This is a genomic window from Halorubrum sp. Ea1 (assembly GCF_002252965.1).
Lineage (GTDB): Archaea > Halobacteriota > Halobacteria > Halobacteriales > Haloferacaceae > Halorubrum.
The window spans coordinates 1-18029 of record NZ_NHPG01000144.1; the positions used below are offsets into that span (position 1 = coordinate 1).

At 72.3% G+C, this 18029-nt stretch carries 17 protein-coding genes and 2 pseudogenes; 8 read left to right on the forward strand and 11 right to left on the reverse strand.

What is annotated here, in order from left to right:
- The 6 genes and pseudogenes from DJ73_RS18085 to tbsP all read right to left on the reverse strand — a co-directional run.
- Positions 1 to 428 (reverse strand): annotated as a pseudogene (locus DJ73_RS18085) (hypothetical protein); the annotation flags it as partial.
- A gap of 213 nt (positions 429 to 641) precedes the next feature.
- Complete coding sequence (locus tag DJ73_RS18090; RefSeq protein WP_094525235.1) at positions 642 to 1478, reverse strand: HTR-like protein; 837 nt, start codon at positions 1476 to 1478, stop codon at positions 642 to 644.
- A gap of 92 nt (positions 1479 to 1570) precedes the next feature.
- The gene (locus DJ73_RS18095; RefSeq protein ID WP_094558669.1) at positions 1571 to 2578 is read right to left on the reverse strand and encodes a beta-ribofuranosylaminobenzene 5'-phosphate synthase family protein; all 1008 of its coding nucleotides are present in this window, start codon (positions 2576 to 2578) and stop codon (positions 1571 to 1573) included.
- Between the two features lie 433 nt (positions 2579 to 3011).
- Positions 3012 to 3350, reverse strand: coding sequence for a cupin domain-containing protein (locus DJ73_RS18100; RefSeq protein ID WP_094558670.1), 339 nt, complete (start codon positions 3348 to 3350; stop codon positions 3012 to 3014).
- A gap of 146 nt (positions 3351 to 3496) precedes the next feature.
- Positions 3497 to 5188: a YcaO-like family protein gene (locus DJ73_RS18105; RefSeq protein WP_094558671.1), complete on the reverse strand. Its 1692-nt coding sequence runs from the start codon at positions 5186 to 5188 to the stop codon at positions 3497 to 3499.
- A 70-nt stretch (positions 5189 to 5258) separates the two neighbouring features.
- Complete coding sequence (gene tbsP, locus DJ73_RS18110) at positions 5259 to 6065, reverse strand: transcriptional regulator TbsP (RefSeq protein WP_094524070.1); 807 nt, start codon at positions 6063 to 6065, stop codon at positions 5259 to 5261.
- 407 nt (positions 6066 to 6472) lie between these two features.
- On the opposite strand from tbsP, the gene glyA reads away from it, so the two are divergent.
- The 4 genes from glyA to DJ73_RS18130 all read left to right on the forward strand — a co-directional run bounded on the left by glyA (position 6473) and on the right by DJ73_RS18130 (position 9920).
- Positions 6473 to 7720, forward strand: coding sequence for a serine hydroxymethyltransferase (glyA, locus tag DJ73_RS18115; protein WP_094524072.1), 1248 nt, complete (start codon positions 6473 to 6475; stop codon positions 7718 to 7720).
- A 150-nt stretch (positions 7721 to 7870) separates the two neighbouring features.
- Positions 7871 to 8281 (forward strand): DUF3054 domain-containing protein, encoded by a 411-nt coding sequence (locus DJ73_RS18120; protein ID WP_094524073.1) that lies wholly within the window; start codon positions 7871 to 7873, stop codon positions 8279 to 8281.
- Positions 8282 to 8518: 237 nt separating this feature from the next.
- Positions 8519 to 8812 (forward strand): hypothetical protein, encoded by a 294-nt coding sequence (locus DJ73_RS18125; RefSeq protein WP_094558672.1) that lies wholly within the window; start codon positions 8519 to 8521, stop codon positions 8810 to 8812.
- A 109-nt stretch (positions 8813 to 8921) separates the two neighbouring features.
- A complete protein-coding gene (locus tag DJ73_RS18130) occupies positions 8922 to 9920 on the forward strand; it encodes an ornithine cyclodeaminase family protein (RefSeq protein WP_094558673.1) in 999 nt (332 codons plus the stop codon).
- A 72-nt stretch (positions 9921 to 9992) separates the two neighbouring features.
- Here the strand turns inward: DJ73_RS18130 and DJ73_RS18135 are convergent, their stop codons facing one another.
- The 3 genes from DJ73_RS18135 to DJ73_RS18145 form a co-directional block, all read right to left on the reverse strand.
- Positions 9993 to 10391, reverse strand: coding sequence for a hypothetical protein (locus DJ73_RS18135; protein WP_094558674.1), 399 nt, complete (start codon positions 10389 to 10391; stop codon positions 9993 to 9995).
- Between the two features lie 64 nt (positions 10392 to 10455).
- Positions 10456 to 11523 carry an mRNA surveillance protein pelota gene (locus DJ73_RS18140; protein ID WP_094558675.1) on the reverse strand — a complete coding sequence of 356 codons (1068 nt, stop codon included), beginning with the start codon at positions 11521 to 11523 and terminating at the stop codon, positions 10456 to 10458.
- Positions 11524 to 11548: 25 nt separating this feature from the next.
- A complete protein-coding gene (locus tag DJ73_RS18145) occupies positions 11549 to 12742 on the reverse strand; it encodes a DUF4013 domain-containing protein (RefSeq protein ID WP_094558676.1) in 1194 nt (397 codons plus the stop codon).
- 291 nt (positions 12743 to 13033) lie between these two features.
- Between DJ73_RS18145 and DJ73_RS18150 the strand changes: the two are divergent.
- The 4 genes and pseudogenes from DJ73_RS18150 to DJ73_RS18165 form a co-directional block, all read left to right on the forward strand.
- Positions 13034 to 13432, forward strand: a pseudogene (locus DJ73_RS18150) (hypothetical protein); the annotation flags it as partial.
- A gap of 110 nt (positions 13433 to 13542) precedes the next feature.
- The gene (locus tag DJ73_RS18155) at positions 13543 to 14478 is read left to right on the forward strand and encodes an alpha/beta hydrolase (protein ID WP_094523715.1); all 936 of its coding nucleotides are present in this window, start codon (positions 13543 to 13545) and stop codon (positions 14476 to 14478) included.
- 61 nt (positions 14479 to 14539) lie between these two features.
- Positions 14540 to 14851 (forward strand): thiamine-binding protein, encoded by a 312-nt coding sequence (locus DJ73_RS18160; RefSeq protein WP_094523717.1) that lies wholly within the window; start codon positions 14540 to 14542, stop codon positions 14849 to 14851.
- A gap of 109 nt (positions 14852 to 14960) precedes the next feature.
- Positions 14961 to 15689 carry an SDR family NAD(P)-dependent oxidoreductase gene (locus tag DJ73_RS18165; protein ID WP_094525977.1) on the forward strand — a complete coding sequence of 243 codons (729 nt, stop codon included), beginning with the start codon at positions 14961 to 14963 and terminating at the stop codon, positions 15687 to 15689.
- A 21-nt stretch (positions 15690 to 15710) separates the two neighbouring features.
- Here the strand turns inward: DJ73_RS18165 and DJ73_RS18170 are convergent, their stop codons facing one another.
- Together DJ73_RS18170 and DJ73_RS18175 are read right to left on the reverse strand one after the other, a co-directional pair.
- On the reverse strand, positions 15711 to 16403 hold the full coding sequence (locus tag DJ73_RS18170; RefSeq protein ID WP_094558677.1) for a hypothetical protein: 693 nt from the start codon (positions 16401 to 16403) through the stop codon (positions 15711 to 15713).
- Between the two features lie 109 nt (positions 16404 to 16512).
- The gene (locus DJ73_RS18175) at positions 16513 to 18021 is read right to left on the reverse strand and encodes an RtcB family protein (RefSeq protein ID WP_094558678.1); all 1509 of its coding nucleotides are present in this window, start codon (positions 18019 to 18021) and stop codon (positions 16513 to 16515) included.
- Between the last annotated feature and the right edge of the window lie 8 nt (positions 18022 to 18029).

Here is an 18029-nt window from a genome sequence, read left to right on the forward strand (position 1 = left end):
GCCAGCCGGTCGTCGAGGTCGTCGACCCGTCCCTCGACCGCCTCGTCAACGGTCGACCGAGCCGCCGCGTCCGCTTCGAGTTCGTCGAGTCGCTCCGCGGTCCGTTCGAGGTCGGCCGCGATCGCGTCCAGCCGCTCCGCCGTCTCGGCGTGCGCGTGGTCGGCCGGCGCCTTCGCCTCCAGGTCGCGGTAGAGCTCGACGAAGCGCTCTCGGAGGTCCTCGACCTTCTCGTCGACCTCGGCGTCGAGGTCGTCGAGCCGCGACTCGATCGCGGCGACCTCCTCGCGGTCCGGCACGTCGATTCCCTCCTCTTCCGCGAGCGCGACGATCGCGCGCTTCAGCAGCTCCTCGCGGTCGACGCCGGTCTCGTCGGCGGCGGCCTCGGTCGCGGCGTCGACCGTCCTATCGGCCGGATCGAGGTCGCTCATCGAAGGTCCCCCGCCATTATGCTCTGTTTAACGGGGAGACTTAAGTAATCTGTCGCGTCATTCTCTGAAACGATAGTTAGCGGTGAGGCCGGAGCGCGGTTCGCGTCCCGTTCTGTCCCGTTCCGTCACGTCCTGTCCCGTTCCGTCACGTCCTGTCCCGTTCCGTCACGTCCCATTCAGTCACATTTAGGCCTCCCCTCCCGTCCAGTCCCATCACCGGATCTTCCGAACGTCGCTGATGTCGAATCCGCCCTCGTGGATCTCGGTCTCGAACCGGACGATGTTCTCCGCTTCCAGTCGAGAGAGGACGCCGCGGAACTCGCGGACGAACATGGTCCGGGCGCGCTGGGAGCCGCCGCTCTCCCACGTGAACTGGAGCGTGCCGCCGGCGGCGTCCATCAGGGCGCCGAACTCCCGGTCGGTGAGCGAGTCGGTGTTCACCAACACGAGGATGAGCCCGCCCCACTGGTAGGCGGCCTTCTTGAGCCCCTTCATCACCATCGACACGTCGCTCCACTTCGTGTCCTCGTCGACCATCGAGACGAGGTCGGTGACGGAGTCGATGCAGACTAAGCTGCCGTCGGCGTTCGCCGAGAGGTAGTCGCCGAACGCCGTGAGCACGTCCTCGTACTCCCCGCGGTCGCCCAGCTCGGTGATCGACGCCGTCTCGTCCTCGTACCAGTCGCGGGGGATCGGGCTCAGCTGGAAGTACTCCGGCGAGAGGTCCCGGAAATCGATCTCGCCGATCGCGGCGTCGACGATCTCGTCGGCCATCGTGAACCGCATCTCCCGGGTGAGCGCGTCCGTGTCCGCGGTGAAAGACAGGTAGTGGACCTCGTCGGGGAGCGCGGCGTCCGCCGGGAGGTCGCCGTAGTAGAGGTCGAACAGCTCCGCGTCGGCGCGCCCGAGGGCGTTCATCGCCGCGCTGGTGTACAGGAACTCGCGCGCGCCCGCCCCGGACTCGCCGGCGAGCAGCACGACGTTGCCCGGCGGCGCGCCGCCGCCGAGGATCGAGTCGAGGCGGGCGACGCCGAACGGAACGCTCGTCATGTCCCGTACGGGGTCGCCGCCCCGCTTAGTGTTGTTGCTCGTGTGGGGGTGTCGCCGGCGACCGGAGAGCCGCGGGGACGGCGACGGCTCGGTCAGTCGGTCAGCCGCGCCCCGCCCTCGGCCGCGCGGACGACCGCGACCGATCCTGCCACGCCCGCCTCGTCGAGCGCGCGCTCGCCCGCCGCCGCCGCGGCGTCGGCGTTGGCGGCGTCCGTGACGCCGTACACGGTCGGGCCCCAGGAGGACTGCCCCGCGCCGAACACCGACGCGGACGCCGACAGCGACGCCACCACGTCGCCGACGGGCGGCCGGTAGACGCCGCCCTGTTCGTCGGCGTACCACGCGCCGTTGAGCCGGCCGATCTCCGCGACCGCCGCGCCGAACCGCTCGGCGTTCCCGGTCGCGACCGCGGGGAGCGCTCGCCGCGTGACGATCCCGCCGATCCGGTCGGCGAGCCCGGGCTCCGCGCGCTCGATCGCGGTCCGCATCGCGTCGTCCTCCGCGTTCCCGTTCCGGCCCGGGTCGGCGTCGGGGCGCACGAGCAGGAATCGCCAGTCGTCGGGGACGTCGTGGCGGGCCGCCACCGGCGGGACGGTCCACTCGCCGTCCGCGGGGCGGTCGGTCGTGAACCGAGCGGTCGGGTGGCCGGCGTCGAGGACGACCCCGCCCGCCTCGAACGTCGCGACGCCGACCCCCGATCGCCCGCCGCGACCGAGCGCCGGGGCGCGTTCGCGGACGCGAGGCTCCTCCCCGTGGGCGACCGCGATCGCCGCGAGCGTCGCCGCGGCCAGCTGGGTCCCGCTTCCGAGGCCGGCGTGGCGCGGCAGCGACTCGCGGACGGCGACGCGCGCGCCGTCGACGCCGAGCAGGTCGACGGCGGTGCGGGCGTACCCGGAGACGTCGTCGCGGACGGCGGAGTCGGTCGCCGGAGCGTCGCCCCCGTCGGCCGCCTCGACGCTGACCCGACCGGCCGGCTCGGCGTCGACGACGACGCGAGGCTCCGCGAGACCGAGGCCGAGAGCGCCGTACAGCCGCTCGTGCGAGAGGCTGAGGTTACAGAAGCCGAAGTGGAGCCGGGCGCCGGCGCTCGCGCGTGCCATCGTTGCCCGCGTTTGGGAGTCGATTGATAAAGGGTGCGTGACAGTGGCGGGAGTTGCCCCTGACCGCGTTTGTCGGTCCGTGAACGACACGGGCGGGGAGACCGCCTCCGAAGCCCCGGTCGCTCACTTATAAACTGTTGACGACGGATCGACGGTGAACGCCGCCAAAGCCCCAGCCCCGAGGGCTCGCGCGGCTCGTTGCGCGCTTCAGTCGCTCGCGGTGCTCGCTCCTTCCAGTGCTTCCGTCGCCTGCGCCCGCCTCGCGACTGCCCCTTTGAGTCCCGCCCGACCGCACGGCACCGAACCTCACGCCTCCCCAGCCTCGTCGCTCACTCCGTTCGCGACTCCCTCGCGCGTGCGACTCGCGCCTTTCAGGCGCTCGCCGGCACGCGCCACCACACCGCCGTCGATTTATAAGTCGGTCCGTCGCCGCTCACTCCCGCCAGTCCGGGTTCGCGCGGGGCGGCGAGAAGATGTCGTACCCCACGACCGTCTCGTCACCGTCGTTGCGCGCCCCGTGCGGCTCGCCCCCGGGGATGCTGTAGGTGTCGCCCGCCTCGACGACCAACTCCTCCCCGTCGACGACGAAGGTGAGCGCCCCCTCGGTGACCGCGCCGATCTGCTCGTGCGGGTGGTCGTGCTCGGGCACTTCGGCGCCGGGATCGATGACGAACCGCTGGATGCTGGTGTCCTCGCCGACCGCGCCCTGCGTGAGGAACACGTCGTCGACCGCCTCGACCGCCTCGACGTCCGCGTCGGATACGACGTCCATGAGAGAGTCGGCGGCCGGGACCGACTTAAATAGAGCGGGTGGGGCAGGCGGGGAGGGGGCGAGCGGAGCGCCGGACGGCGGAAGCAGACGGAGCGCCGGACGGCGGAAGCAGACGGAGCGCCGGACGGCGGAAGCGACGCCGCCGGCTACGGGAACGGGTGGTACGTCCGATCCAGGTCGGGCTCGAACCCCATCGACCGGGGCACGTCGCGGGCGCGGTCGCCGAAGAAGGGCTCGCCGGTGAACAGGGGCTGCGCGCCCGGGACCAGCACCCGGACCGCCTCGAACCCCATCCCGGCGAGGTCCCGCGTCGTGATCCGGGCGACGTACGGTTCCAGTCCAGCCGTCTCGACGCGGTCGACGACGGCCTCCAGCTCCGGGGTCCCGGAGAGCTCCGGTTCGCCGAGCGCGTCGGCGGAGACGCTCGCGTCCGGGTCGAAGAACGCCCGCGTCTCCGCCGGGAAGTCGGCGTGGTGTCCGATCGCGGCGCCCTCCTCCGCGGCCGCCTCCGGGCCCATCGACCGGAGCTCCGTCCAGTTCTGGAGCGCCTCCGCGAGCGCGCTCCGGGCCGCGGCGACCGGGTCGAGGTCGGCGCCAGATCCGGCCGCGAACCGGGGCCAGTCGCCCCCGCGGTGGACGCCGACGGCGACGACGGGCACGTCGACGTCGGTCGTCACGAGCAGCGGCGTCACCGCGAGCGACTCGGCCCGCGCGCGCTTCTCCAGCTCGGCGAACGTCGCGTCCTCGACCTCCAGCCCGAGCGGCTCCGTCGTCGAGTACCAGCTCGTCATCGTCGCGTCGCGCTCGATCGCCTCGTACAGCCCAGACAGCGCGGCCCCCGGGCCGGAGTTCCCCAGGCCGAGCCCGGTCGTGATCGCGGGCCGGTACCGGCGCTCCGGCGGCGGGAACTGCACGAACTCCGCCGGGAGGCTCGCTGGCTCGCCGGTCGCGAGGGCCTCGCCGGTCACCCACGCGAGGGCGTCGTCGCGGTCGTACGGCTCGGCGTCGTCGGGACGGACGAACGCGTCCGGCGGCACCGGGTTCGGGACGTTCGCTGCCGGCGCGCGCGTGAACGCCGACTCGCGGTAGACGCCCGCCGCGTACCGCTCTAACCCCTCGCCGAGCGCCTTCATGAACGCCGCGTCCCAGCCGGCGTCGACGCCGCCGCCGAACTCGGCGGCCCGCGCGTCGGAGAACGGCGTCGTGTCGGCGACGCGCGCGACGTAGTACGGCACCGGGAACGACTCCCGCTCGCCCACCTCCGAGAGCGCGCCGATCCGAGGGTCGACCGCCCGCTCGGCGCGGTCGATCGAGTCGTCGAGGGCGCGGTCCGCGTGCTCCCGCGGGAGCACGTCGCCGGGGGCGTCGCCGCAGTCGCAGCCGGGGGCCGGGAGGAGCGTCCGCTCCGGGCCCGGCACCTCGACGACCGTGTCGGCGACCGGGTCGCCGGCGAGCAGCCGGATGACGCGGCGCCCGGCCAGCGCGCCGGCGTAGCGCACCGCCGACCGGCGGCCCTGGGTGGCGTCCGCCGGCTCCGCGCCGCCGCTCGCGACCCTGGCTCGGAGGCAGTCGTAGCAGGCCTCGCCGAAGACGGTCACCGCGGCGTCGACGTCGGCGAGCGGGACGCCGCCGACGCCGCCGACCTCGATCCCGACCCATCGGTCGAGGGCGTCGTTCGCGGCCGCGAACGCGTCCGACCCGGCGGTGTCGACCACGACCGCGAGGTCGAAGCCGTCCAGCAGCCCCGGCTCGACCGGCATCACGTTCACGTCGACGTCGCCGAGCGCGGTCGCGACGGCGTCGACCGCGGGCCCCTCGCCGACAAGTCCGATGTCCATGTCCCGGTCGACGCGAAGGAGCGAAAAAAAGCCGCGGGTAGGAGCGTCGCGGGCGGAGACGGTGTCCCGGTTACGCCATCAGGTCGCTCGCGACCGCCGCGAGCTCGTCGGCGTCGACGCCGTGGAGCCGCTCGTCGCCGAGCTTGAGCCGGAGGCGGGGTCGACCGACGTCGATCGGGACCTTCTCGGTGTCGATGATACCGAGGTCCTCCAGTCGGGTCTTCGTCCGGGAGAACGTCGCCTTCGAGGCGATCCCGACGTCCTCGCCCCACTTCGAGATGTCGTAGAGGAGGACGTCGTTCTTCGCGGCGACGAGCAGCGAGACGGTCACCTCGTCGAGCGCGGCGTCCGCCGACTCCATCGACGCGAGGACGGCGTCGAAGTCGTCGCGGGTGGCCTCGCCGATCTCGGCGGCCATCGTCTCGCGGACGCGGCTGAGCGCCGGGGTCCGGAGCCCGTACGTCTCGGCCGCCTCGAAGGCGTCGCGGTGCGTCGCGAACACCTCGTCGACGAAGTCGTCCTCCTCGGTCGAGAGCGCGGCGACGTGCTCGCCGGCGCTCACGAGGACCACGACTCGCGACGGGGAGACGAACAGCGCGTTGTCGACGTCGGCGGAGAGCACGCGGAGCCCGAGCGACCCGTCGGCGACGAGGTCGGCGGCCTTCGACGCGACGAGGAAGTCGTCCGTCACCGCCTTCAGCGTGCGTTCGTCCGCCAGCATCGACAGGGTCGGTAAGTCGTCTCGGCCGGTCGCCGCCTCGACGAGCGATACGATCGTCTCCGCGGACGGGTCGACGACGAGGAGCTCGTCGTCGTCGCCGGCGAACGCCGTGTCGAGGACGTTCTCGACGTCCGTCTCCAGTAAATTCGACACCATCTATCTTCCCGGATAAAAGCCAGATATCTATTTAATATTAACGGGATTGGAGGAGTGAACAACGGGTTTTCAGCCGCCAAAACGGCCGAAAACGGCGTATTCAGCGATCTGGCTCGGAATCGGGCGGCGGAACGGGTCGCCGCGGGCGCGGGCGAAACGGCGAGCGGGTCGCGGGTCCGGCCGAGCGAGAGCCCCGAGAGCGGCGGAGCGGGGATCGCGGGTCCGACGGAGCGGGGATCGCGGGCGCGGCGGAGCGGGGATCGCGGGCCCCGCGGAGCGAGGATCGCGGGCGCGGCGGAGCGGGAATCGCGGGTCCGACGGAGTGGGGGGCGGAGACGCCGTCCCGGGAGCCGCGAAAGCGACGCCGCGACGGAAGGATTAATGCGCGATCGCACCGGCATTCGTACATGGACAACGAGCACGTCCGAGAGGTCGATCCGGCGGTCGCCGACGCGCTGGCCGGCGAGCGCGACAGACAGGAACAGACGCTCGCGATGATCGCCAGCGAGAACCACGTCAGCGAGGCGGTGCTTGAGGCGCAGGGGAGCGTCCTCACGAACAAGTACGCCGAGGGGTACCCCGGTGAGCGCTACTACGCCGGTTGCGAGTACGCCGACGAGGTCGAGGAGCTCGCGATCGAGCGCGCGAAGGAGCTGTGGGGCGCCGAGCACGTCAACGTCCAGCCACATTCCGGGACGCAGGCGAACCAGGCGGTGTACTACGCGACGCTCGACCCGGGCGACAAGATCCTCTCGCTGGAGCTGAGCCACGGCGGTCACCTCTCGCACGGTCACCCCGCGAACTTCACCGGGCAGATGTACGAGGTCGAGCAGTACGAGGTCGACCCCGAGACCGGGTACATCGACTACGAGGACCTCCGCGAGACGGCCGAGGAGTTCGAGCCCGACATCGTGGTCTCCGGCTACTCCGCGTACCCGCGCACCGTCGACTGGGAGGAGATCCAGGCCGCGGCCGACGCGGTCGACGCCTACCACCTCGCGGACATCGCGCACATCACCGGGCTCGTCGCCGCCGGCGTCCACCCCTCGCCGGTCGGCGTCGCGGACTTCGTCACCGGCTCGACCCACAAGACGATCCGGGCCGGCCGCGGCGGGATCGTGATGTGCGACGCGGAGCACGCCGACGACATCGACAAGGCGGTGTTCCCCGGCGGGCAGGGCGGTCCGCTCATGCACAACGTCGCCGGCAAGGCGGTGGGGTTCAAGGAGGCGCTCGAACCCGAGTTCGAGGAGTACGCGCGACGGGTCGTGGACAACGCCGAGACCCTCGCCGAGACGCTTCAGGGCCACGGCCTCTCCCTGGTCTCCGGCGGCACCGACAACCACCTCGTGTTGGTCGACCTCCGCGACTCGCACCCGGACCTGCCGGGCGGCGACGCCGAGGACGCGCTGGCGGCCGCGAACATCGTGCTCAACGGGAACACCGTCCCCGGCGAGACGCGCTCGCCGTTCAACCCCTCGGGGATCCGCGCGGGGACCGCCGGGCTCACGACCCGCGGGTTCGACGAGGCGGCGATCGAGGAGGTCGGCGACCTCATCTACCGCGTCGTCGACGACGTCGACAGCGACGACGTCATCTACGAGGTCGGCGAGCGGGTCGTCGAGCTCTGCGAGGAGCACCCGCTGTACGAGTAGACGACGCGGCGGGCGGCGGGCGACACGGCGGTCGGCGGGCGATGTGGCGGTCGGCGGGCGATGTGGCGGTCGGCGGGCGACGCTCGCCGGCGCGGCGACCGCCCGACCGAATCCGTGCGTACAAAGTAGGGGCGCCGCGGAGTGGTCGGCATGGCCGACTCGTCGTTCCTCTCGAATCGCCTCGACCGCGCCGCCGCGCCGCTCCTAGTCGGCGACCTGATCGCGCTGATCGTCATGTTGACCATCGGGACGCTGAACCACACCTCGGTCGAGTTCCTCACGGCGAACCCGCTGTACCTGCCCGGCGTCTACGCGCCGTTCCTGATCGCCTGGGCCCTGATCGCGCCGGTCGTCGGCGCGTACTCCGCCGGCGCCGCGGAGACGGCGAAGTCGTCGGTGCCGCTCGCGATCCGGTCGTGGATCCCGGCCGCCGTCGTCGGACTCGGGCTCCGCGCGTTCGTCTTCCGCGGCGGCGCCGAACTGAGCTTCGCCGTCGTCATGCTCGTGGCGGGGTCGGCGTTCCTCGGCGGCTGGCGCGCCCTGTACTTCAAGCTCCGATAGAGACGCGCCCCGGCGGTTCGACCGCCGCGCCCCGATCCCCTTCTCAGTCCGATTCCGTCGCTTCTCCGACCGCCTCGAACCCGGTCCGAAAGCCGCCGGATCGGCGGTTCGCCGGCCCGCGTCTGCCGCGGTGATGATTTCCATAACTTATGCACGGCTTCAAGATTATCAGCGAAGGTGTCACGCCGAACCCTGAGAAAAATTTAATAGTGATTTTATCGTAGATCGTGGTAGAGTATGACTGGGTACTACGACTACGTCCTCGGGCTTATTCCGGCCGCGTTGATCGGTGTGACCGCCGTCCTGAACCTGATCGGACTGTCGTTGACGGCCGCGCTTCCCGGGGGCGCCCTCGTCGCGGGGGGCGTCATGTTCCACGCGATGTTCGTCCGGAACCCGGTCACCGGCGTCCCCGGGGAGGCCGATCGCCCTCGCGACGAGTCGGTCAGTGACTCGATCGACCGCGCGGTCGACCGTTCGCGGACCGGCCGGTCGCGGGCCGGTCGATCGGGAGCCGGCGGTTCCGACTGACCCGCTCGGTAGCGGGACGCCGGTCGACCCGTGCGACCGACGATCGGCGCCGCCGCGTTCCGTGCCGCTTTCCTGCACGGTTTAGTTCCCCGCTCCCGAGAGGGGCGGTATGACCGAGACGCTGTTCCTCGCGAGCGCGGACGTCGACGACCTCGCCGAGCCGGCGGAGTACGTCGCCGCCGTGCGCGACGCGTACCGTCAGATCGGTGAGGGCGCGGCCGCGGAGCCGCGGACGAAACTGCTCAGCCGCGACCCGCCCGGCATGTTGACGACGTACGCCGCGATCCTCCCCGAGACGGGCGCGATGGGCGGGTACACCTACTCCGCGGGCTTCGGCGCGGGCGACGCGTGGTTCATGACCCCGCTGTTCGACGCGGAGTCGGGGGAGCCGCTCGCGGTGCTCGACGGCGCCTCGATGAACCCGTTTAAGACGGGCGCCGCGGGAGCGACGGCGGTCGACGCGCTCGCCCGCGACGACGCGACGGAGGTCGCCGTGATCGGCAGCGGCGCGCAGGCCCGCGGTCAGCTCGCGACGACGGCGACCGTCCGGGAGTTCGAGGCGGTCCGCGTCTTCTCGCCGACCGTCGAGAACCGCGAGGCGTTCGCCGAGGAGTTCGCCGACCGGATCGAGCCAGACGTCACGGCGGTCGCGAGCGCGAGCGAGGCGGTCGCCGGCGCCGACGTGGTGATCACGGCGACGAGCGCGAGCGACCCCGTCGTCGACGACGCCGACGTCGAGCCCGGCACCCACGTCACGGCGATGGGGCAGTACACGCCGGGGAAGAACGAGCTCCCGCCCGAGCTGGTCGCCCGGGCGACGTACGTCCCCGACATCCGCGAGCGAGCGACCCAGGACGCGGGCTCGTTCCTCGCCGCGGTCGAGGCGGGGCTCGTCGACGAGGACCACGTCGCGGCCGACCTCGGCGAGGTCGTCGCCGGCGAGCATCCGGGGCGGACGAGCGACGACGAGGTCACCGTGTTCGACTCCGGCGGGACCGGGATCGAGACGGTCGCGGCCGCGTATATGCTTTATAAACGGGCGAGCGAGGCGGGTCGGGGAGAGACGATCGATTTCGCCCCGGCGAGCGAGGCGCTCACGGGGAGGTGACCCCGCGCCGCTCGTTCGACGCGCTCGCGGCCGGCGTTCGGCGGTTCGGGGGCGATCGTCGACGAGCGGGCCTCACCAGCGTCTGGTCAGCGTCCCCGAGGAGTCGATATCGAACGCCAGACCTCCGTCCTCGCCCTCGTCGTCCGGATAGTAGTGAACGTGGTCTCGGTCCGTCAGGCGGCTGTCGTCCTCGAAGACGGCGTACTCGACGAGGTACCGGGCTCGCTCGACCGCGACCTCGCGCGCGGCCTCCCCGTTCGGCCCGACCTCGATCCGTCCGGAGAAGGCTCTGGCGTCGCTTCTGTCGCCGTCGCCGCCCGCCCGCGACATCGTCAGCTCGATCGCGTACGAGCGCTCGGAGCCGTTGAACACGGTCAGGGAGAGCGACTGCGACCTCGATCGCAGTCCCGAACAGCCGGCGAGCCCGGCGCAGAGGGGGACCGCGGCCCGGATCGCGGTGCGTCGTCGCATACGTCGACTGCACCGATGATCGGTAAGTGCTTTCGGGGGAACGGCGACCGCCCTCCCGGGCTCGTCACTCCAGCCGATACCGCAGGATAGCGGCGATCCCGCCGAGGTTCGAGAGCTGCTCGCCGGGCGCGAACTCGGAGGAGAAGACGACCACGTCGCCGCCCTGTTGTTCGACCGACTCGATCACCTCGTTGACGTCGATCGACCAGTCGCCCTCCTCCTGTCGCTCCGTGCGGAGCCGGTCGTCGACCACGAGCAGGGTCTCGACCGCGCCGAAGTCGGCCGCCTCGGCCACGTCCTCGGGGCCGTACGTCGCCTTCGCGCCCTGCGCGATGTTCTCGGTCAGCTCGTCGATCAGGTTCGCCTCCTTCGAGATCCGCGTCTCCTTCTGCACCTCGTCGACCGCGCCGCGCTTGAGCACCTCGTGGACGCCGCGGTCGCCGGCGGCGGAGGTGTCGACCGTGGTGATCCGGTCGGCGAGGTCGCGGTACTCCTCGGTGACGTAGTCGAGCGCGTCGTTCTTCGTGAACCCCGGGCCCGCGAGGATCACGGCGTCGGCGTCGAGGTGCGCGAGCGCCTCGCCGAGCTCCGCGAACAGCTCCTCGCGGGGCCGCGAGTACTCTCCCTTCCCCGTCGGCTTCGTGAACGAGGCGTACTCCTCGGTGCCGTACTGCTGGACCGTGTGGACGTAGGCGGCCCCCTCCTCGACGGTCGCGATGGCGACGTCGGGGTTCTCGGCGGCCTCCGTCGCCTCCTCCAGCCGCTCGGTCTGGTCCGGCTTGAAGTGCTTCTCGACCGTTATCTCGTCGTGCTCCTCGACGTTGAGCGTGTGGTGGGCGTTGAGCTGGTCCTCGCGGGAGCAGGCGACGATCACGCCCCCGACGCGGAGCCGGTTGGCGAACCGGGCGAACTCCACGTCGTCGACCTCCAGCGTGACGAACAGGTGCTCGCGCTGGCCGCCGGTGTCCCGCATCTGGTCGTCGTTCCGCTGGATCCGGCGCGTGGTGTCCCCCTCGACGAGGTCACCCGGTTCGAGGACGTGCGCGAGGTGCCAGAGGTCGTCGACATTCTCGGGGACGAGGGTGAGCCGTTCCCGGCCCTCCTCGCCGTAGCCCCGGTCGGAGATGCGCATGGGCGACCGTTCGCCCGCGCTCGTATCAACTCTTGTCTTCCGCGTCGACGGGCGCGCTCCAGTCGAACCCGTCGGCGGCGCCCCCGCGGTCGGTGTCCCGGCGGTCGGTCCCTCCCCGCTCGGCGCGGTCACCGCCGTGTCCGTCGCCGGGTGGCGGCGCTCGCTCGTCACCGCTCTCCACGTCGCCTTCGGCGTTCCACTCGAAGCCGGCGGAGTCGACCCCGGTCCGCGCCCCTCGGTCGGCGCCGATCGGGACCGTCCGACCGGTCTGGACCGCCGCCGACGCCTCGGTCGCCGATCGCCGGGACCCGCCGTCGAACCGGTCGGGGGAGGGGTCCGCGGGCTCCGGGGGCGCTCCCGACGCCGCGGTCGGAGACGCAGACGGAGGCGCGGGCGACTCGGACGCTCCCGCCGCCGGTGAGTCGGCCGACTCGGCTGGCTCGGACGGCTCAGCGGCGTCGAACTCGATCGCGTCCGCGGCGCCGCGGCCGTAGAGCGCGTGCGCGACGACCCGGACGGCGAAGGCGAGCGGGACGCCGGCGACGAGCGGGACGAGCGGCGCGGCCAGCGCGTACCCCGCGCCGAGCGCCGCGACCGCGACGAGCCACGTCGTCGCGTACTCCGCCGAGCCGGCGACGGCGGCGACCCGCCCCGGACGGAGGGCGTCGCGGAGCCGTCCGGACGCGGCGAACGCGGCGAGCGCCGCCGGCCTGACGTACGCGAACGCGAGGAGGTACGCCGCGACGGCGACGCTCAGGAGCCCGCCGCCGGCGCCGAGGACGGCGGGAGCGCTCCTCGGGCCGAGCGCGCGCTCGGCGAGACCGGTCGCGGGGGCGAGGTCGACGGCCCCGGTCTCGACGGCGGCGAACGCGAGCGCCGCGACCGCGAACAGCAGCGCCAACGGCGCGAGCAGCAGCGCGCTCAGCAGGACCGATTTCGCGCCGTCCCGATAGAGCTCGTTCCAGGCGACGAACGGCGGCGCGCCCTCCCGGTTCCCGGTCGCGCCCCCGCCGGCGACGACGCGGACGAGGTACCCGCGGAGCACGAAGGCGGGCGCGAGCGCGAGCGGCGCGAGGACGACGAGCGGCGGGACGGCGAGGACGCCGCCGACCCAGACCGGCGTGGCCACCCACGCCAGCAGGGTCAGGAAGCCGCCGACGACGAGGACGCCGGCGGCGTCGGCGGACCGCGGAAGGACCGACGACGCGCCCCGGATCATATCCGATCCTGTCCCGCGACGGTGATAAAGCATGCCCGGTTCGGCGGACCGCGTCGAGGCGGGCACGAGTTCCGGAGCGGAGGAACCAGAAGGACCGCCTCCCGAGCGTTTATATGATTTCACGAAGTAGAACAAACCGGCCGCGCGGGACAATCGTGTGCCTCTGACAACTCCGATCACGGCCGCCGCGCGCGGCGGCCATCCCCCGTCCGCGGCTTTCGACGGACCGAGAACTTCTCTCGCACCGAGCGACGCCGGTAGCGATTTATTCCGTCCGGTCGACCGTCCCGTATGACCGGCGACGAGCAGACGACCGACGTGGAGCCGGCGCTCCGCAGCTACGGGATCAGCGTCGAGGAGATCGACGGCGGCGACCCGCTCGAGCTCACGTACATGACGGCGTTTCCCGGCCGCGAGGTGCACCACCCCGAGATCGGGCGCGCCCTCAACGCGCTCATCGACCGCGCCGAGGCCGACGAGTGGGACCCCGTCCGGGTCGAGGCGACGGTCGTCCGCGCGCCCGGCGACGTCCTCGGGACGTGGCGCGCGGAGCCGGAGTGGTTCGAGGCGCTGGCCGCGTACGAGATCTCGGAGACGGAGTTCTCGACGCGCGTGTTGGAGACGCTGTCGCACGCGGACGAAGCCGCGGCGGCGGCCGACGACGAAGATCCGGCCGCGGCGGAGGCCGACGACGAAGATCCGGCCGCGGCGGCCGACGACGAAGATCCGGCCGCGGCGGAGGCCGACGACGACGATGCCGCCCGCGGCGACGGCGACCGCGCGGATTCCGGGGACCGATCGTGACCCGCCGGAACCCGGTGAACCGCGCGCAGCGCCGCCTCGCCCGGCCGCCCCGCGAGCGGTTCGCCACCCGTGCGCTCGCGTTCGACGTCGACGGTGACACCTGCCGCGGCACCCTCTACCTCCCGGGCGGCGACGGCGACGACCCCCCGGTGATCGTGATGGCGCCCGGCCTCGGCGCGGAGCGGAGCTTCGGCTACCCGGCGGTCGCGGAGCGGTTCGCCGACGCCGGCTACGCGGCGTTCTGCTTCGACTACCGCGAGTTCGGCGCCTCGGACGGCGACTCGCAGGCGGTCCACCCCGCGGACCAGCGCGCCGACTACGCGGCCGCGATTGACCGCGTCCGCCGCGTCGACGCCGTCGGGCGCGGACTCGTGCTCTGGGGCGCGTCGCTGTCGGCGGCGCACGTCCTCGCGCTCGCCGCGGAGCGCGCCGACGTCGACGCCGTGATCGGCGCGGTCCCGATGCTCGACGGCCGCGCGATCGCCCGACGCCGAGGCGCGAAGTACCTCGCGCGCTCTGGGATCGCCGGGCTCCGCGACCTGGTCGGTCACCGGTTCGGTCGCGGCCGGAGCGTCCCGATCGTGGGCGGTACCGAGGAGCTCGCGGCGATCACTGAGCCGGGGACGAAACGGAAGTACCTGGACCTGGTCGACCGCGAGTCGACGTGGCGCAACGAGACGCCGGCGCGGTCGCTGCTGCGGGTCGCGAACTACCGACCCGTCGGGCGGCTCGACGAGATCCGGGCGCCGACCCTCCTCTTGGCCGGGACCGACGACGCAATCGTGGACAGCGAGGCTGTCGTCGACGCCGGCGAGTCGCTCTCGCGCGGGACGGTCGTCACCATGCCCGCGGACCACTTCTCCCCGCTCGGCGAGGACTTCGAGCCGGCGGTCGGGCACCAGCTGTCGTTCCTGCGGGACGCGCTCGAGTAGGGGTCGACGCGGGTTCCGCCGCGCGCGCCGATTTAAGTGTCGGCGGCGCGGATCCGCGACCATGACCACAGTCGCGCTGTTGAGCGTCGCGCCGGTGATCGAGGACAGCATGGCGAGCGAGGTCGCGAAGGCGGTCGCCGCGCTCGACGCGTTCGACGTGAGCTACGAGACGAACCCGATGGGGACCGTGATCGAGGCCGACGACGCCGAGACGGTGTTCGCCGCCGCCGCGGCCGCCCACGACGCCGTCGACGGCGACCGCGTCTCGACGGTGCTGAAGATCGACGACAAGCGGACCGCGGAGACGACCGCGGACCGGAAGGTCGAAGCGGTCGAGCAGGAGCTCGGCCGAGAGGCGAAGCGAGAGCGCTGACGGGGGCCCGCGTTCGGTCGCAAGCGACTGCGATCCGCAGCGACCGAGCTCCGCCCGATCGCGGTTTTGTATTCGTTAGTGGTATTAACCATTAATCACACGTGTGGGTATGGCGATACTGGTCACCGGAAGCAGTCGCGGAATCGGGCGGTCAATCGCGGTCGAGCTCGCCGAGCGCGACGTCGTCGTCAACTACCGGTCGGACGAGGAGGCCGCGGACGAGACGGCGGAGCGGGTCCGCGAGGCGGGCGGAGAGGCCGTCACGGTGCGGGCCGACATCTCCGAGTCCGCGGCCGCGGACCGACTCGTCGAGACCGCCGTCGACGCGTTCGACTCGCTAGACGCGGTCGTCAACAACGCCGGGATCACGCGCCCGAACCGGCTGGAAGAGACGACCGACGCCGAGTGGGAGTCGGTGATCGACACCAACCTCTCCGGGGCGTTCCGCGTCACCCGCGCGGCGGCGCCGCACCTCAGGGCGGCCGGGGGCGATCTCGTCTTCCTTTCCAGCGTCGGCGGCACGCTCGGGACGGTGGACGCCAGCTACGCCGCGAGCAAGGCCGGGGTTCACGGGCTGACGCGCGCGCTCGCTCGGGAGCTCGGCCCGGACGGCGTGCAGGTCAACGCGGTCGCGCCCGGTCCCGTCGAGACCGACCTCAACGACGTCATCCTCGACTACCTCGAAGGGATCGAGTTTCGCGGCCACGAGAACGTCGACACCCACCTCCCCGAGTACGCCTGCGAGCCGGCGGACGTGGCCCACTCCGTCCGCTACCTGATCGACAACGAGTACGTCCACGGCGAGGTGCTGGAAGTCGACGGCGGAATGCACCTCTGAGCGGGCCGGAACCGCCCCGTCCTACGCGGCGTCCACCTCGACCTCACCGCCGGCCGTCGCGTCGCCGGCGGGGTTCTCGACCGTCACGTCGACGGTCGTCGTGCGCACGACGGTCGCCTCGTCGCCGCCGCCGACGACGTCCGCGCGGAACACGACGTCGAGGGTCGTCGTCGCGCTCTCGCCGCCGGCCAAGTTCGGGTCACCGAGCGACTCGCTCGTCACCGCGTCGCCGCGGGCGGTCGCGTCGGCGCGCTCGAACCGGGCGGTGAGGCCGCCGTCGACCGCCGCGAAGTCGGGCGCCGTCCCGTCCGGTTTCCCGCCGTCGGCGCTCCCCACCGCCGCGACGTCGCCGGGCGTCGCGTCCGGGTCTGACGCGGTCAGCGTCTCCCGGTACACCTCGTCGACGCCGGCGTCGCTCCCGACGGCGAGCACGAGCGTCACGCGCTCGACGCCGGCGGAGAAGTCGGTCCACGACACGTCGAGGGCGGGCGAGAGGTAGACGGAGTCGATCCGCCCGTCGTTGCTGGTGACGGTCGGCGCGTCGCCCGCCTCGAAGGCGGCGGGGTCGCCGTCGACTGCGGCCGCCGGCTCGCTCGACGCCGCGAGCGCGCCGAGCCCGGCGAGGCCGCCGCCGGCGACGGCGGCGACGCCGCCGAGCAGGGATCGTCTCGAGACCGCGTCGGACGAGCTATCGTTCCGCGAGTGGTCGCACATCTCGGTGCGACGTGGCCGCGGCATCCGGTATAAGCGGCCGGCGGCGAAAGCGCTCGCCGGGAAGAGAAGGTCGGCCGCGAAAGCGCTCGGCGGCGGGCGGAGACCGCCGCTACCCCTTGATGTTGCAGACGGGGAAGGTCCGCGCGACCTTGTCGCCGATCCCGAGCGCGTCGCTCACGCGGATCACCTCGTCGATGTCCTTGTAGACGCCCGGGGCCTCCTCGGCGATGGTCGCGCCCGACTGCGCCTTCACGTAGATCTGCTGGCCGTCCTCGAGGTCGTCCTGCACGTCGCCGCCCCAGAACTCCTGTTTCGCTTGCGTCCGGCTCATCAGCCGGCCGGCGCCGTGGGCGGTGGAGCCGAACGACACCGACATCGACTCCGCGCCGCCGCGGAGCACGTACGAGCCGGCGCCCATGCTCCCGGGGATGATCACGGGCTGGCCCACCTCGCGGTACGTCTCGGGCACGTCCTCGTGGCCCGCGGGGAACGCGCGCGTGGCGCCCTTGCGGTGGACGTACAGCTCTCGATCCGCGCGGTCCACGGCCTCGTCGCCGACCGCGGGGCGCCCGTCGGCGTCGACGCCGACGTCGTGGGTCTCCTTCTTCGCGATGTTGTGCGCGACGTCGTAGAGGAGCTCCATCCCGAGGTCCTCGATCGGATCGGCGTCGAACACCTCGCCGAACGTCTCGCGGGCCTGGTGGGTGATCAGCTGGCGGTTCACCCACGCGAAGTTGATGCACGCCCCCATCGCGCCGTAGTACTCCTCGGCCAGCGCCGAGCCGGCGGGCGCGGCCGCGAGCTCCTTGTCCGGCAGGGAGTCGAGGAGGTCGCCGTGCTCCTTCTCGATCCGCCGCAGGTAGTCGTTGCAGGTCTGGTGGCCGAGTCCGCGGCTCCCGCAGTGGATCAGGACGACGATCCCGTCCTCGGTGAGCCCGTACGCCTCGGCGACCTCGGGCAGGAACACGTCGGTGACGCGCTGGACCTCCAGGAAGTGGTTCCCCGACCCGAGCGAGCCCATCTGGTTGCGCCCGCGGTCCATCGCCTTCTGGGAGACGTACTCCGGCCGGGCGTCGGGCCGCCGCCCCTCGTCCTCGCAGCGCGCGAGGTCGCTCTCGATCCCGTACCCCCGCTCGACGGCCCACTCGACGCCGCGCTCCAATGCGCCCTCGATCGCGTCGGCGTCGCCGCCGATCACGCCGCCGCCCCCGAGCCCGGAGGGGATCGCCTCGAAGAGGGCGTCGACGAGTTCGGACTCGCGGCCGCGCACGTCGTCGTACGTGAGATTAGTTTTTACCATCCTCACGCCGCAATTTATGTCGTAGCCGACCGCTCCGGGCGAGATACAGCCGGTCCGGGCGTCGATCGCGCCGACGCCGCCGACGGGGAAGCCGTACCCCTGGTGGCCGTCGGGCATACAGAGGGCGGGCTCGGCCATCCCCGGGAGGTGCGTCGCGTTCTTCAGCTGCTGGAGCGAGTCGTCGTCGCCGATCTCCTCCAGCAGCGACTCGCTGGCGAGGACCCGCGCGGGGACGTTCATGTCGCCCTCTCGGGGGATCTCCCAGACGTGGTCGCGCACCTTCTCCAGTCGGATCCCGTCGAACTCGCGCGTTGTCATACCCCGGC